The organism is Rhodococcus sp. NPDC003348, from assembly GCF_053589375.1.
In genome coordinates this window covers 1-14,328 of record NZ_JBSFRT010000073.1, presented here as the reverse complement: position 1 = coordinate 14,328, position 14,328 = coordinate 1, and the positions used below count along the sequence as shown (strand labels likewise).

Below are 14,328 nucleotides of genomic sequence, written 5' to 3'. Positions count from 1 at the left end.
GGCGGGTCCCGGGACCCGCAAACCACGCACGAGCAGCGGAGCTGCCTAGAGCCCCAGGTCCGAAAGTCCGAGCAGGGAGCGGTACTCGACGCCCTCGGCGGCGATCACGTCGTCGGCGCCGGTGGCCCGGTCGACGACGGTCGCGACACCGACGACGATCGCGCCGGCCTCACGCAGCGCCTTGACCGCGGTCAGCGGCGAGTTGCCGGTGGTGGTGGTGTCCTCGACGACGAGCACGCGCTTGCCGGTGACATCGGGTCCCTCGATCTGCCGCTGCATGCCGTGCGCCTTGGCGGCCTTGCGCACCACGAACGCGTCGATCGGCCGGCCGGGGGCGTGCATCACGGCGAGCGCGACCGGGTCGGCGCCCATGGTCAGGCCGCCGACGGCGTCGAACTCCCAGTCCGCGACCATCTCGCGCAGCAGCTTGCCGATCAGCGGTCCGGCGCGGTGGTGCAGCGTCGCGCGGCGAAGGTCCACGTAGTAGTCGGCCTCCTTGCCGGATGACAGGGTGACCTTTCCGTGGACCACAGCCAGCTCCCGTACGAGCCCGGCGAGCTCAGCTTTCTCCGTCATCGACCGCTCCTTCTCACGTGCGTTGTCGGCATGCCAGCCTAGTCGGCTGCGCGGCACGGACGAGGGGCGGGACCGCCGGGTTCTAAACGCCGGCGCCCTCCCCCAGCGGCACCGGCTCGCCGGTGGGGACGTGGAGTTGCATGGCCTCGAACAGCGGAACCGCGCGAGCACCGATGAGCCGGGCGATCGGTCCGGTCGCGATCCCGCGCACCAGCGCGTTCGTCGCGGCAGCGTGATCGTTGTAGACGCGGGCGGCCCCGGCGAGGCGTTGCTCGGTGACCTGCAGGTCCAGGACGGGCCGCTGGACGGTCCAGTCGTTCTTGATCCGCGGGTCGCGGGCGGCCTCGGTCATCACCTGGTGCAGCGCGGCCGACAGTGCGTTCTCCGAACCGGCCTGCTCGCCGAGTGTGAGCCCCTGGGTGCGGACGCCCATCGCGAGCGACCGTGCGCCGGCCAGCGGTGCGACGGTGGCGGAGTCCATTCCTGCCGTGCGGGCGGCGGCGACGAGGAGGTCGGTCTGCTCGTACCGGCGGCTGAGTTCGGCGTCGAGCAGGTTCCTGCTCGCGGTCAGGTTCGCCTCGCAGCGACGCGTCCTACGGACAACCGTCAGCGCCAAGCAGCACAGCACAACGGCAACTACAGCCACTATCGCCACAACAGTCACGAGCGGGAAATCTACTCACTTTGGACATCTCACGCCACACCAGTAACACGCCCTCGTTCCGAGCCCGGCAGACCGGGGAGATCAGTCGTCGGCGCGCAGGTCCAGCGGATGCGGCAACGGCCGCCCCGGGTCGTGGATGGTCTCCGAGGGAAGGCTCGCCGGCTGCGACACCGGGGGCAGCACGTGCAGGATCCCGGACAGACGGGAGACGGCCTCGATGGCGGCGTCCCAGTCCCGGCCGCTGCTCGTGACCGGCAGCGATCCGAGGGTCCACTCCCCCTCGCTCCACAGCATCTGCACCTGCGGCGGCACCGTCTCCGCAAAGGTGACCATCCGCTGGTCGCAGACCCGTCGCGCGATCTCGAGGTCGGTGGCGAACACCACCCGCGGACCGATCGCGCCGAGCAGGTTCAGGTCGGCGTCCTTCGGCGGCGGCGTGGACTTCAACCGGAGGTCGATGTCGACGTCGGAGCCGACCGTCCGCCGCACCGCGACGATGGTCACCGCCTCCGGCAGGTCGAACAGCACGAAGTCCTCGCCGCGTCGGGTGCCCTGGACGACGTCGACCGCGCCGAGGTACTCCTGACGGGCCAGCGCGGCCCGGTGCCAATTGGACGGCAGTTGGTCGTCGGACTCGTTGTAGATGTACCCCTGGGCCTTCGCCCAGATCTGCCGGACGCGTCCGTACTGCTCGCGGCGGCTGCGATCGACGTACAACAACACGATCGCGCCTGCGAGCGCGATCGCCGAGAGTCCGAACCAGATGAGCGTCATCGCTCGTCACCATATCCAGCCGAAGCGCCGTGCGCGTCACTCGGCTCGAAGTCGGTGTCGTCAGTTGCCACCGAAGTCCCCCAGATCCGGGATCGAGGTGCTGATGATGACCCGGGCCGCCACCGTGCCGTCGGCACCGCGATCGCCCTGCACCAGAACGGTCTCACCGACCTTGAGGTCGGCCACGGAACTCGCACCGAGCGCAATCACCCTGGTTGACGCGTCCGTGGTGACGGTGACCTGCGAGCCGCCGATGCCGTCGAGGATCAGGGTGCCTCCGGCGTTCGACTTGACGCTGCCGACCGCCGCGCCCGCCGCGCCGATCGCCTCACCGACACCACCGGGGATCCGCGAGAGGTCCGGGGGCTCGATTTCCGGTTCCGTGGTGCGCGGCGGTGTCGTCGGGCGTGGGGTGACCGGCGGCTGGGTGCGCGTGGTCGTGGGCGCGGACGCAGTGTCGGCGGTGTCGCCGCCGGAGCTGAGCAGCATCGCACCGAGGCCGACGACCGCGGCCAGCAGCAGTCCGGCGACCGCGACCGCGGCGATCACGACACCCTTGCCCGGCCCCTTCTTCTCGTCGTCGGGTCCACCGGCCCCGTCCGGCGCCGGGAAGGACTGCGGCGGGATCGGTGGCTGACCCTGGTACCCGTCGTACGTCGGGTACGCCTGCGTCGCGTTCGGCGACTGCCCCTGATACGCGTCGTACGTCGGGTACGCCTGCGTCGCGTTCGGCGGCTGCCCCTGATACGCGTCGTACGTCGGGTACGCCTGCGTGGGGTTGGACGCAGCCTGCGCCGGATACCCCGGCGTGGGGTAGGCCTGCGTCGGGTGTGCCTGGGTCGGGTGCACCTGCGTCGGGTACGCCTGGGTCGGGTGCACCTCGGTCGGGTACGCCTGCGTCGGGTACGCCTGGGTGGGACTCTCACCCGCCGCGCCGCCGTACGCCTGATGGGGGTCCGCGGTGAACCCGATCTGTTCGGTCGGCTGGTCGGGGGTCGCCGGCACGGGGCGCTGCGCCCATTCCGACGTCGGGTCGGGATCTACGGGCAAAGCCTCGGTGCCGTCTGGTGTGCGCTGATCGTCCGGGTTGCTCATGATTCGGGCCTGCTCTTTCCGCCGGTTCTGGCCGACCCTCCAGGATAGGAACGCATTCTGAAAGCATCCTGAGATCCCCACCCCGGGCGGGCCGCGCTCGTTCTCGCCGACGCCTGCCCGCCACCCGGCGGGGCATCCCCGACCCCGGGGGGCAGACGCTGTAAGTTCACCACTCGAGTCGAGCGTACGGGGCGCGGAGGTGGTGAGGGTGGCGGGTAGATCCGATCGACCGGAGAAGACCGCGATGATCGTGGCCCGGCGGATCGTGGCCGAGATCGCCCGGAAGAACCTGCGGCCCGGCGATCGCCTGCCCCCCGAGCGGGTGATGCTCGAGGAGTACGAGGTCGGCCGCGGCACGCTGCGGGAGTCCCTCCGATACCTGGAGTTGTCGGGGGCGTTGTCGCTCAAGCCGGGCCCCGGCGGGGGGCCCACCGTCGAGAAGCCGGATGCGTCGAATCTGCTCGACAGCATCGCACTGCTGTTGCAGTTCGAGAAGGCGTCGCTCGACACCCTCCTCGAGGTGCGCATGAGCCTCGAGCCGATGAATGCCCGGCTGGCCGCCGAGCGCATCACCGACGAGCAGCTCACCGCGCTCGACGAGTCGGTGACCCGCATGGGCGAGAGCCTCAAGGACCTGTCGCTTTTCCACGAGACCAGCAAGGACTTCCACGACATCCTGGCGTGGGCGTCGGGCAATGCCCTGTTCGGCTACCTGATCGACGCCCTCGACGGCATCTTCGAGGGCCCGATGTTCGCCGGCTATCCGTTGCAGTACCGGAAGAAGGACCTGGCCGCACACGAAAAGGTCGTCGCGGCGCTGCGGGCGCGCGATGCGGATCTGGCCGAGGAAGCGATGCTTGCGCACATGAACGAGATGGCGAGGATTCTTCGCAAGCTCGGACCCGAGGTGCTCGCTCGGCCGGTAACCTGGGAGACCGCCCAATAGCGTTGCGCGGGAACACGGCTCCTCCGTAGCAGCCGTCTCCGCATTCGCCGCACCCGGATCTCGACGCCACCGGCACCACGGAACGGCCGATTCGTCACGCACCCGCCGCGACAGACGCCTTCACCTCGCCATGCTTATTATTATCATCATTACTATTCTTCCGGCGAGAGGTGCCCACGATGACGGATGCAGTGCTGCTCGAACGACGTGACCGGACCCTGCTGATCACGATCAACAGACCCGACTCCCGCAACGCCATCAACGCCGAGGTGAGCCGCGGGCTCGCGGCGGCGGTCGACGAACTCGACGGGGATCCCGGACTGTCCGTCGCCGTCCTGACGGGATCGGGCGGAAACTTCTGCGCCGGAATGGATCTCAAGGCATTCCTTGCGGGCGAGACGATCCTGGTAGAGGGGCGTGGCCTCGGCTTCACCCATCGTCCCCCGGCCAAGCCCATCATCTCCGCGGTCGAGGGTTACGCACTCGCGGGCGGAACCGAACTGACCCTCGCGACCGATCTCGTGGTGGCGGCGACGAACGCCCGGTTCGGCCTCCCCGAGGTCAAGCGCGGCCTCGCCGCCGGCGCGGGCGGACTGCTCCGCCTGCCGACCCGGATGCCGTACGCGAAGGCGATGGAACTCGCACTCACGGGTGACACCTTCACCGCCGAGGACGGCTACGAGTACGGGCTGATCAATCGGCTGACCGAGCCGGGCGAGGCTCTCGGGGCCGCACTCGAACTCGCGGACCGGATCACCGCGAACGGGCCGCTCGGAGTTGCCGCGACCAAGAAGATCATCGTCGAGGCGGCCGCGTGGGCTCCCGACGAGGCATTCGACCGTCAACGCGAGGTCCTGCTGCCGGTGTTCGCGTCGGAGGACGCGAAGGAAGGCGCCAGCGCTTTCGCGGAGAAGCGGGCCCCGGTCTGGCGGGGACGCTGACCACCCGGCCGAGACGTTCGTGGGCCCGGACCGGTGACCGGTCCGGGCCCACGTGCGGGTGGGAGCTCAGGCCGACGTGACGGACGCGGCCATGCCCTGACCACCACCGATGCACATGGTCAGCAGCGCCCGCCCGCCACCGCGGCGCTGCAGTTCGTGCAGCGCGGTGGTCAGCATGCGAACCCCGGTGGCGCCGATCGGGTGCCCGAGCGAGATGCCGGAACCGTTGACGTTCAGCCGTTCCCGGTCGTCCCACCCCCAGCCCTCGAGGACGCCGAGGACCTGGCAGGCGAACGCCTCGTTGAGTTCGACGAGGTCGAAGTCCTCGAAGCGACGTCCGGTGCGCGCGAACAGCTTCTCCACCGCCGCGACCGGGCCGAGGCCCATCAGCGCGGGATCGCATCCCGCAGCCGTCCAGCCTTCCAGGAACCCGATCGGCTCGAGCCCCAGCTCCTCGAGGCGATCCTCGGAGACGACGAGAACCGATGCCGCGGCATCGTTCTGCTGGCTCGCGTTGCCAGCGGTGACCACCCCGCCGGGCGTGACCGCCCGCAGCTTCCCGAGGGACTCCACGGTCGAGTCGGGACGGATCCCCTCGTCGCGCGCGAAAGTCGTCACGTTCCCCTTGCGGTCGGTGATCTCCACCGGAACCACCTCGGCATCGAATCGCCCTGCCTCCCATGCCTCGTGGGCACGGCGATGACTCTCAGCGGCGAGCGCGTCGGAATCCTCCCGGGTGATCCCGTACTTGCCGGCCACGTTCTCGGCGGTTTCGATCATTCCGCTGATCCGCCCGAAGCGCCATTCCGGCTGAGACCGTTCCCGACCTCGGTCGAGCCGGTCGAACAACTGCAGACCGCCGGAGCGGGCACCCCAGCGCGCGCCGGTGGTGTAGTGCTCGATGTTGCTCATCGACTCGACGCCGCCGGCCAGGACGACGTCCGCAGCGCCGGTCTGCACCATCATCGCCGCGGTCACGAGCGCTTGGAGTCCGGTGCCGCAACGACGGTCCGTCTGCAGGCCGGCGACCGAGATCGGCAGGCCCGCATCGAGTGCGGCCCAGCGGCCGATGCACGGGGCCTCGGAACTCGCGTACGACTGCCCCATCGCGACATCGTCGATGAGCTCCGGGTCGATCCCCGACCGCACCACGGTCTCCTTGATCACCGTGGTGGCCAGGGTGACGGCCTGCACGTCCCTGAGTGCGCCGCCGAATCGTCCGACCGCAGTCCGGACGGGGGCAACCAAAGCTGCGCGTGTCATGTGAAGTTCCCTCTCAGTCGACGAGGACGCGGATGGTCTCGGCGACCAGCGCCGGACGCTCCGCGCCCTCGATCTCGATGGTGTACACGGTGATCAGGTTGGCGCCCTTGGGTGTGCGCTCGAGAGATTCGATGCGGGCACCGCACCGGATCCTCGAACCCACCGGCACGGGTGCCGGGAAGCGGACCTTGTTGGCGCCGTAGTTGATCTTCATGCGGACGCCGTCGACGTCGAAGATCCGGTTCCCGAGTGCCGGGAGGAGCGACAGCGTCAGATAGCCGTGCGCGATCGTTCCGCCGTACGGTCCCGCCGCCGCCCGCTCGGGATCGACGTGAATCCACTGGTGGTCGTCGGTCGCGTCGGCGAAGGCGTCCACGCGTTCCTGGGTGACCTCGATCCAGTCGCTGTAGCCGACGTGATCTCCCACGGCGGCCTCGACCTCGTCGATTCCCCGGAATACCTTCATGATTCACAACTCCTGTCGTCGTTGCGGGGGTCTGTGCCGATCGGACCGCCGCAGGGTCACGCGATACGTGTAGTGCTCCGGCAGAAAGAAGCTCACGGACAACTCGGTCGCCTCGCCGAGTCCGTTCGTGTATAGCCGGTCGACCCGGAGCAACGGATGGCCTACCGCACAGCACAATTCGCCGGCCACGACCTCGGTGGCCGGCGCGACCGTGATCGACTGGGCGGCTTCGGCGATCGGACTCGTCAGATGGGGTTCGAGCAGGCCCATCACGGTGTTGCGACTCCTCGCGCCGACGGCCAGCTCCGGGGCCTCCAGGAGGTGGGCGGCCACCGCGTCGGGCAGGTACACGGTGGTGTACGCGAACGGGACCGTGTCGTGCAACCGGCGCAACACCACCGAATACAGCAGATCGGTGTCCAGCCGGAGCCGGCTGGCGGCGTCGATGTCGACCCCGCGCCGCGGCGGCACGAGGATCTCCATGGTGGTGTCCGAAGCGAGTTCGAGCAGGTCCTCGATCGACCCGAGCTGTCGACGGTAGCGGTGGCCCGTCTCGTCGACGAAGGTCCCGCGCCCCGGTACGCGATAGACGACACCGTCCGCGACGAGGTCGGCGAACGCACGCCGGACGGTCTGCCGGCTGACCCCGTGCTGCCGAACGAGTTCCGCCTCGGTCGGCAGCCGGACACCGTCGGCGTAGGCGCCCGACGCCACCTCGTCGCGAATCCGGCGGACGAGCTGCGCGTAGGCCGGCCCCGTACCGTTCATGTCACAGCGCTGTTCATGTCACAGCCGGTCACAGACCGCCGCGGGCGACGAGCTGCCCGGCAATGACGTTGCGCTGGATCTCGTTGGTGCCCTCGCCGACGATCATCAGCGGCGCGTCCCGGAAGTAGCGCTCCACGTCGTACTCGGTGGAGTAGCCGTAGCCGCCGTGGATGCGCACCGCGTTCAGGGCGATCTCCATCGCCACCTCCGACGCATACAACTTGGCCATGCCCGCCTCCATGTCGCAGCGGTCCCCGGCGTCGTACTTCTCGGCGGCGTGCCGGGTGAGCTGGCGGGCGGCGGTCAGCTTGGTCGCCATGTCCGCGAGGTAGTTGCCGATCGACTGGTGCTTCCAGATCGGCTGCCCGAAGCTCTCCCGCTGCTGCGCGTACGCCAGCGAATCCTCCAGCGCCGCGGCGGCGACACCCAGCGCGCGCGAGGCAACCTGGATGCGGCCCGTCTCGAGACCCTTCATCATCTGCCCGAAGCCCTTACCCTCGATGCCGCCGAGGATCGCCGTCGCCGGGATCCGGTAGTTGTCGAACGACAACTCGCAGCTCTCCACCCCCTTGTAGCCGAGCTTGGGCAGGTCCCGCGAGACCGTCAGTCCCGGACCGTGTTCGACGAGGACGATCGAGATCCCCCGGTGCCGCGGAGTCGCGGCCGGATCCGTCTTGCACAGCAGCGCGATGACACCCGAGCGTCGTGCGTTGGTGATCCACGTCTTGGCGCCGGTGATCACCAGGTCGTCCCCGTCACGCTTGGCGTTCGTGGTCATCGCCTGCAGGTCCGAGCCGCCACCCGGCTCGGTGAGCGCCATGGTCGCGCGGATCTCTCCGGTCGCCATCTTCGGCAGGTACGTGCGCTTCTGCTCCTCGGTACCGAACAGACCGATCAGCTTCGCGACGACGGTGTGCCCACCCATCGCCCCGGACAACGACATCCAGCCGCGCGCCAACTCCTCGGTGACCTGCACGTAGCACGGCATCGACACCGGCGCACCGCCGTACTCCTCCGAGATCGCCAGACCGTAGATGCCGATCTGCTTCATCTGCTCGATCCACTGCTCGGGGTACTCGTTGGCGTGCTCGACCTCCTGCACCGTCGGCTTCACCTCACGGTCGACGAACTCTCGCACCGTCTTCACCAGGAAGGCTTCTTCGTCGTTCAGGTAGTAGCTCACGCGGGACGTCCTCACCGTGTAGCGGGCTCGCCGAGCCCGGAAAGAATTTGTACGGCCATGGTCGAGCAGCCGGAAGAAAATGTCAATCATGATAAGCATTGACATGGTCTTGTCGTGGCTGGAAGACTCCCGAAAGGGCCCGCCGGACCGCCCCCGACCCGCGCCGGCGGGGAGTCTCCGCCGCATCGCCATGGCCGTACATTTGTGCATGTCACGCACACGATCGAGAAGGAACCGCCACGTGAGAGAAGTACGTCGACGAGCGGCCCTCGTCGCCCCCGGATCCGACGAGCGCAAGGCACGCAAGGCGCTCGGGGCGGCCGCGGACGAGGTGGTTCTCGACCTCGAGGACGCCGTCACCACCGCGCTGAAGGACTCCGCGCGCACGCTCGTGTCGGACCTGATCCGCGAACACGGCGGGCAGCGCACCGTCTCGATCCGCATCAACGGCCCCGACACCCGATGGTTCGCCGACGACCTGCGGGCGTGCGCCGCACTCGGCGACGCACTCACCTCGGTCGTGATCCCGAAGGTGGAGAGCCGCGCCGCATTGGTCGAGGCCGACGCGATCCTCACCAGCGCCGGCGCCGCTGACCTTCCGGTGCAGGCACTCATCGAGACACCGACGGGAATCGGCGCGATCGACGAGATCGTCACCGGCCCCCGCCTGACCGCCGTCATCATCGGATACGCCGACCTGGGCGCCGTCCTCGGCCGTTCCCGCACCGCGACACCGCAGCAGTGGCTGTTCGTCCAGGACCGCGTGCTGCACGCCGCGCGCGCCGCCGGCATCCAGGCCGTCGACGGCCCGTTCCTCGGCATCGCCGACGACGCGACCTTCCGCGAGTCCGCCCGGTGGGTCGCCGACCTCGGATTCGACGGCAAATGGGTCATTCACCCCGCCCAGATCGCCACCGCCCAGGAGACTTTCACCCCGACCGACGATCAGGCCGACCAGGCCCGGCGCGTCCTGGCCGCACTCGAGGAGGCGGAGGCCCGCGGCGCCGGCGCCGCACAGCTCGACGGCCAGATGCTCGACGAGGCCGTCGCCGTCGCCGCCCGCCGCACCCTCTCGCTGATCGGAGCCTGATTTGACCACCACCACCCGCGCGGTCGGCGGACCGTACTTCGACGAACTGGCGGTGGGGCAGGTGTTCGACACCGCCCCCGGCGTGACGCTCACCGACGGGATCGCGGCCACCCACCAGGCGATCCTCGGGGACCGCCTGCGCCTGCCGCTCGACGCACATCTGTCCGCCGTCGTCGCGGGCGGACCGGTGGCGCACGCGGGCCTCGTTGCGGACGTCGCGATCGGCCAGTCCACGCTGGCCACCCACCACGTCAAGGCCAACCTGTTCTACCGCGGCCTGCGCTTCCACCGGCTTCCCCACATCGGTGACACCCTCTACACCACAACCGAAGTCGTCGGTCTGAAGCAGAACTCCGCCAGGCCCGGGCGCCCGGCCACCGGTCTGGCCGCGCTGCGCATCGGCACCACCGATCAGCACGGAGAGGTCGTCCTCGACTTCTACCGCTGCGCCATGTTGCCGCTGCGGCCCGGCATCGATCCCGGGCTCCCCGGACCGGCCGACGACCTGTCCTCGATCGGACCGCAGGACGCGCCGACGTGGACGGTTCCGGCCGGCCTGGATCTGGACGCGTACCGCGCACGGGTGGCCGGCACGCACTTCGATCCGGCACTGGTCGGCACCGTCTTCACCTCGAGCGGCGACGTCGTCACCGGCGCACCGGAACTCGCGCGGCTGACCCTCAACATCGCCGCGACCCACCACGACGAACGGGTCGGCGCCGCAGGTCGGCTCGTGTACGGCGGCCACACCATCGGGCTCGCCCTCGCCCAGGCCTGCCGGGCCCTGCCCAACCTCGTGACCGTCCTCGGCTGGCAGTCGTGCGACCACACCGGCCCCGTCCACGAGGGCGACACCCTCACCAGCGAACTGCACGTCGAATCCGCCGAGGCGCTGGCCACCGGCGGTGTGCTGCACCTGCGTTCCCTTGTTCACGCCCACCGCGGTGGCGAGCCACCCAATGCACGCGGCGACGAGGCCCCGGTGCCGGTGCTCGACTGGCGGTTCACCGCCCTGTTCGCGTGATCCACAACCACTCCCGAAAGGCATCTTCATGAGCAGCACCGGACGTCTGGCCGGCAAGATCGCACTCGTCACCGGCGCGGGTTCGGGCCTCGGCCGCGCCTCGGCCCTCCGATTCGGCGCCGAGGGCGCCGCCGTCGCCGTCGTCGACCTGGATCCGGCTGCGGCCGTCTCGGTTTCCGACGAGATCGCCGCCGCGGGCGGACGCGCGCTGCCGGTCACCGCGAACGTGACCTCGGACGCCGATTCGCAGCGCATGGTGGCCGAGACCCTCGCCGAGTTCGGTCAGCTCGACGTGGTGTTCGCGAACGCCGGCGTCAACGGCGCGGGCAATGCGGCCGACACCACCGAGGACGAGTGGGACATGGTGATCGCGGTCAACCTCAAGGGTGTGTGGCTCACCTCGAAGTACGCGCTACCCCACATGATCGAGCGCCGCACGGGGTCGATCATCAACCAGGCCAGCATGGGTGGACTGATCGGCCTGCCCGGGATCTTCCCGTACACCGCCGCCAAGGGCGGCGTTGTGGCGATGACGAAGCAGATGGCCGTCACGTACGGACCGGACAATGTCCGCGTGAACGCCATCTGCCCCGGCACCATCCCGACGCCGCTGGTCTACCAGTCTCGGGTGGACCGCGGTGCGGCGGCGCCGGACGCGGATCAGATCGCGCTCGACGCCGACGCCGCGTCACGCTTCCCGCTGCGCCGGCTGGGCACCCCCGACGACCTGGCCTCGATCGCTCTGTTCCTGGCCAGCGACGAGGCCGACTGGGTGACCGGCGGCATCTACACGGTCGACGGTGGACGTAGCGCGTTCTGACGATCAGCACAAAGGCTCGGGGAGGGAACGGAATTCCGTTCCCTCCCCGAGCCTTTGTGTCTGATGTTCGAGTGCGCTACTGCGTCGTCAGCCCCCCGTCCGCCGTGACCGTCGAGCCGGTCATGTACGAGGATTCGTCGGAGATCAGGAAGGCGATCACCGCGGCCATCTCGTCGACCTCGGCGCGCCGGCCCAGCGGGGTGCGATCCAGCGCGGAGCTGGTGACGCCACCGCTCTCGCGGGCCTTGCGGGCCAGCGGGGTGTCCACGACACCGGGGCACAGGGCGTTGGCGCGCACGCCGCGGTCCGCGTACCCGATCGCGATGGACCGGGTCAGGCCGAGGACACCGGCCTTGGAGGCGTCGTAGCTGCAGGTGTTGGTGTTCGCGGAGATCAGCGAGGCCACCGACCCGATGGTCACCACCGACGACCGAGGCGCCTCGAGCATGTGCGGCAGCGCGGCCCGGACGGCGAGGAAGGAGCCGGTCAGGTTGATCCCGACGACGTCGTTCCAGTCCTCGAGGCTCATCTCGTGCACGAGCGAGGACCGGGCGATACCCGCGCAGGTGACGATGCCGTCGAGGCCACCGAGCTGAGCGGCCGCGTGTTCGACGGCGGGCCCGACGGACTCCGCGTCGGAGACGTCGGCGGCCACGGCCACGGCCGTGCCGCCGGCTGCGACCAGCTCGTCCGCCAGTGCCTGTGCCGCGTCACCATCTCGGTCGAGGATCGCGACCGCGGCACCCTCGGCCGCGAGCCGCCGGGCCGCCGCGGCGCCGATGCCGCCGGCGCCGCCGGTCAGCAGGACCTTGCGTCCGTCGTTGCGTGCTGAACTCATGCTGTGCTCCTTCAGGTTTCGCGGGTGTCAGCTGATCCGCAGACCGCAGTCGACGGGAATCGAGACGCCGGTGACGTAGCGGGACTCCTCGGATGCCAACCACAGCACCGCGTTGGTGATGTCCTCGGGCTCGACCCAGGCGAGGTCCATGACGTTGCGTCCGCGGGCACGCTCGCGCAGGTCCTCGATCGTCGGGTTCTCGAGGTCCGGGCAGAAGACGCGGAGAGTCGACTCGCTGAAGAGCATGTCGGTGCCGACATTGCCGGGATGCACGGCGTTGACGCGGATTCCCTGCCCGCCGTACTCGGCGGCGAGGGTCTGCATGAGACCGATCACACCGTGCTTCGAGGCGTTGTAGTGCGCGACGTTGCGGGACCCGCTGTACGTGACCACCGAGCTGGTGAGGACCATCGATCCCCCGCCGGTCGCGAGCATCTGTGGAATCGTGGCCTTCGCCGTCTTCCACACCCCGGTGAGGTTGACGTCGATCATGTCCTGCCACTCGTCCTCGGTGAGTTCGACGGTGGGACGGCAGCCGCAGATGCCCGCGTTCGCGCTGACGATGTCGAGGCTGCCGAACTGCTCGACGGCGTCGGCCGCGGCCGCGTCGAGTCCGGCCTGGTCACGGACGTCGACCTTGCGGGTGATGATCCGGCGGCCGGTCTCGGCGACCAGGCGGGCCGTCTCCGCGAGATCCTCCTCGGACGCCATCCCGTAGCTGAGCGACTTGATGTCCTCACACGCGTCCGTCGCGTAGATGTCGGCGCCCTCGCGAGCGAGCCGCAGCGCATGCGAACGCCCCTGTCCGCGTGCGGCGCCCGTGATGAAGGCAACCTTGCCTGCGACCCGCCCTTGACCCTGATTCATGACAATTCCTTTCCCGCTGATATCAATTCGAACTACTTCATCCCGAGCAGAAGTGCCGGGTTGTCGCATGCCATCACCCGGAGATCGGCCTCGGTCATGCCCTCGTCCCAGAGGGCGTTGACGTACGTGCCCAGTCCCGCTGCGGGGTGGGGAACCTTCGTGGTCCAGCCGTAGTCCGTTGCGAGGACCGACCTCTCCGGTCCGATACGCCGGATCGCCGCCACCACGGACTCGAACGTCGACGGCTCACCCATGCAGGTGTGCGCGGCAAACTCGATGTAGGCCCCGAGTTCGGCGAGTTCAGCGACCTCCTGCAGGGTCAGACGCGGTCCGGTGGTCGCATGCAACGCATGCGTCACGATCACCCGTCCGCGCCGAGCGTATTCGCGGGCCACCGCGAAGTGTTCGGCCGTGGAGACGTGGCCGGTGGCCAGGACGGCGTCGTATTCGCTGATGAGGTCGAGGATCTGGCGCACCTCGGGCAGCAACTCATCGTTTGCGTCGATGACGCGGATTCCCTCGTCGACACCGAAGAACGTGCGGACCTTCGCCGGGGCGTCGGACACCGCGGACAGTGTCGGCAGCCACACCACCTGCGCGCCGCCCCGGAGGGCGCACTCGACGGCGTGCGGGTTCAGCCCGCCGACGGGGTGGTCGAGGCAGATGCCGGCGATCGACGTCACCTCGGGCACAGCCTGGTTCGCGAAGTACGCGGCGATGGTGGACGGAAACTCGTGCGCCTTGAGCACGATGGCCCGCATGCCGTGCTCGGCGGCCTCCCGGGCGGCCTGGATCGGGTCGACACTGTGCGGCGTCTTGACCACGTGCTCGACGAGGTGCTCCGGGCCGAAGTGGGTGTGCATGTCGATCGCACCGTCGAGTGCTATCTCCACCAACCCCGAGTTGCGCTGTGTCATCGAACTGTTCTCCCGATCGGGACGGAACGCCGGGCGCTCCACCCATGTGAAACGCCCCGGGGCGAGGGGAGCCCTCAGATCGGAAGAGCGTCGGGG

16 protein-coding genes are annotated in these 14,328 nt (G+C 69.3%); 5 read left to right on the top strand and 11 right to left on the bottom strand.

All coding sequences use genetic code 11. From position 1 onward, the window contains the following. Positions 1–45 precede the first annotated feature (45 nt). The 4 genes from pyrE to ACWDU4_RS27630 form a co-directional block, all read right to left on the bottom strand. On the bottom strand, positions 46–576 hold the full coding sequence (pyrE, locus tag ACWDU4_RS27645) for an orotate phosphoribosyltransferase (RefSeq protein WP_450117157.1): 531 nt from the start codon (positions 574–576) through the stop codon (positions 46–48). 82 nt (positions 577–658) lie between these two features. Beyond that, the gene (locus ACWDU4_RS27640) at positions 659–1,192 is read right to left on the bottom strand and encodes a LemA family protein (RefSeq protein WP_450117156.1); all 534 of its coding nucleotides are present in this window, start codon (positions 1,190–1,192) and stop codon (positions 659–661) included. A gap of 129 nt (positions 1,193–1,321) precedes the next feature. Then, the gene (locus ACWDU4_RS27635; protein ID WP_450117155.1) at positions 1,322–2,014 is read right to left on the bottom strand and encodes a hypothetical protein; all 693 of its coding nucleotides are present in this window, start codon (positions 2,012–2,014) and stop codon (positions 1,322–1,324) included. A gap of 60 nt (positions 2,015–2,074) precedes the next feature. Then, positions 2,075–3,109 (bottom strand): DUF5666 domain-containing protein, encoded by a 1,035-nt coding sequence (locus tag ACWDU4_RS27630; RefSeq protein WP_450117154.1) that lies wholly within the window; start codon positions 3,107–3,109, stop codon positions 2,075–2,077. Positions 3,110–3,317: 208 nt separating this feature from the next. Between ACWDU4_RS27630 and ACWDU4_RS27625 the strand changes: the two genes are divergently transcribed. Together ACWDU4_RS27625 and ACWDU4_RS27620 are read left to right on the top strand one after the other, a co-directional pair. Beyond that, on the top strand, positions 3,318–4,055 hold the full coding sequence (locus tag ACWDU4_RS27625; RefSeq protein ID WP_450117153.1) for a FadR/GntR family transcriptional regulator: 738 nt from the start codon (positions 3,318–3,320) through the stop codon (positions 4,053–4,055). Positions 4,056–4,234: 179 nt separating this feature from the next. After that, complete coding sequence (locus tag ACWDU4_RS27620; protein ID WP_450117152.1) at positions 4,235–4,996, top strand: crotonase/enoyl-CoA hydratase family protein; 762 nt, start codon at positions 4,235–4,237, stop codon at positions 4,994–4,996. A gap of 66 nt (positions 4,997–5,062) precedes the next feature. Here the strand turns inward: ACWDU4_RS27620 and ACWDU4_RS27615 are convergent, their stop codons facing one another. From ACWDU4_RS27615 to ACWDU4_RS27600, 4 genes are read right to left on the bottom strand one after another with little or no spacing between them, the layout of a single operon-like run. Continuing rightward, positions 5,063–6,259 carry an acetyl-CoA C-acetyltransferase gene (locus ACWDU4_RS27615; RefSeq protein WP_450117151.1) on the bottom strand — a complete coding sequence of 399 codons (1,197 nt, stop codon included), beginning with the start codon at positions 6,257–6,259 and terminating at the stop codon, positions 5,063–5,065. Positions 6,260–6,272: 13 nt separating this feature from the next. Beyond that, complete coding sequence (locus tag ACWDU4_RS27610; RefSeq protein WP_450117150.1) at positions 6,273–6,725, bottom strand: MaoC family dehydratase; 453 nt, start codon at positions 6,723–6,725, stop codon at positions 6,273–6,275. Positions 6,726–6,728: 3 nt separating this feature from the next. Beyond that, the gene (locus ACWDU4_RS27605) at positions 6,729–7,493 is read right to left on the bottom strand and encodes a GntR family transcriptional regulator (RefSeq protein WP_450117149.1); all 765 of its coding nucleotides are present in this window, start codon (positions 7,491–7,493) and stop codon (positions 6,729–6,731) included. A 28-nt stretch (positions 7,494–7,521) separates the two neighbouring features. Continuing rightward, positions 7,522–8,676 carry an acyl-CoA dehydrogenase family protein gene (locus tag ACWDU4_RS27600; protein ID WP_450117148.1) on the bottom strand — a complete coding sequence of 385 codons (1,155 nt, stop codon included), beginning with the start codon at positions 8,674–8,676 and terminating at the stop codon, positions 7,522–7,524. 208 nt (positions 8,677–8,884) lie between these two features. Here ACWDU4_RS27600 and ACWDU4_RS27595 point away from each other — a divergent pair, with 208 nt between their 5' ends. The 3 genes from ACWDU4_RS27595 to ACWDU4_RS27585 are packed head-to-tail and all read left to right on the top strand — an operon-like array spanning position 8,885 to position 11,610. Further along, positions 8,885–9,766: an HpcH/HpaI aldolase/citrate lyase family protein gene (locus ACWDU4_RS27595; protein WP_450117147.1), complete on the top strand. Its 882-nt coding sequence runs from the start codon at positions 8,885–8,887 to the stop codon at positions 9,764–9,766. Between the two features lies 1 nt (position 9,767). After that, positions 9,768–10,790, top strand: a complete 1,023-nt coding sequence (locus tag ACWDU4_RS27590) for a MaoC family dehydratase (RefSeq protein ID WP_450117146.1) — start codon at positions 9,768–9,770, stop codon at positions 10,788–10,790. Between the two features lie 28 nt (positions 10,791–10,818). Next, a complete protein-coding gene (locus tag ACWDU4_RS27585; protein WP_450117145.1) occupies positions 10,819–11,610 on the top strand; it encodes an SDR family NAD(P)-dependent oxidoreductase in 792 nt (263 codons plus the stop codon). Between the two features lie 76 nt (positions 11,611–11,686). Here the strand turns inward: ACWDU4_RS27585 and ACWDU4_RS27580 are convergent, their stop codons facing one another. From ACWDU4_RS27580 to ACWDU4_RS27570, 3 genes are read right to left on the bottom strand one after another with little or no spacing between them, the layout of a single operon-like run. Next, positions 11,687–12,448, bottom strand: coding sequence for an SDR family NAD(P)-dependent oxidoreductase (locus ACWDU4_RS27580; RefSeq protein ID WP_450117144.1), 762 nt, complete (start codon positions 12,446–12,448; stop codon positions 11,687–11,689). Positions 12,449–12,475: 27 nt separating this feature from the next. Beyond that, a complete protein-coding gene (locus ACWDU4_RS27575) occupies positions 12,476–13,315 on the bottom strand; it encodes a mycofactocin-coupled SDR family oxidoreductase (RefSeq protein WP_450117143.1) in 840 nt (279 codons plus the stop codon). Positions 13,316–13,347: 32 nt separating this feature from the next. Continuing rightward, entirely contained in the window at positions 13,348–14,232 is an 885-nt protein-coding gene (locus tag ACWDU4_RS27570; RefSeq protein ID WP_450117142.1) for a DUF6282 family protein, read from the bottom strand. Between the last annotated feature and the right edge of the window lie 96 nt (positions 14,233–14,328).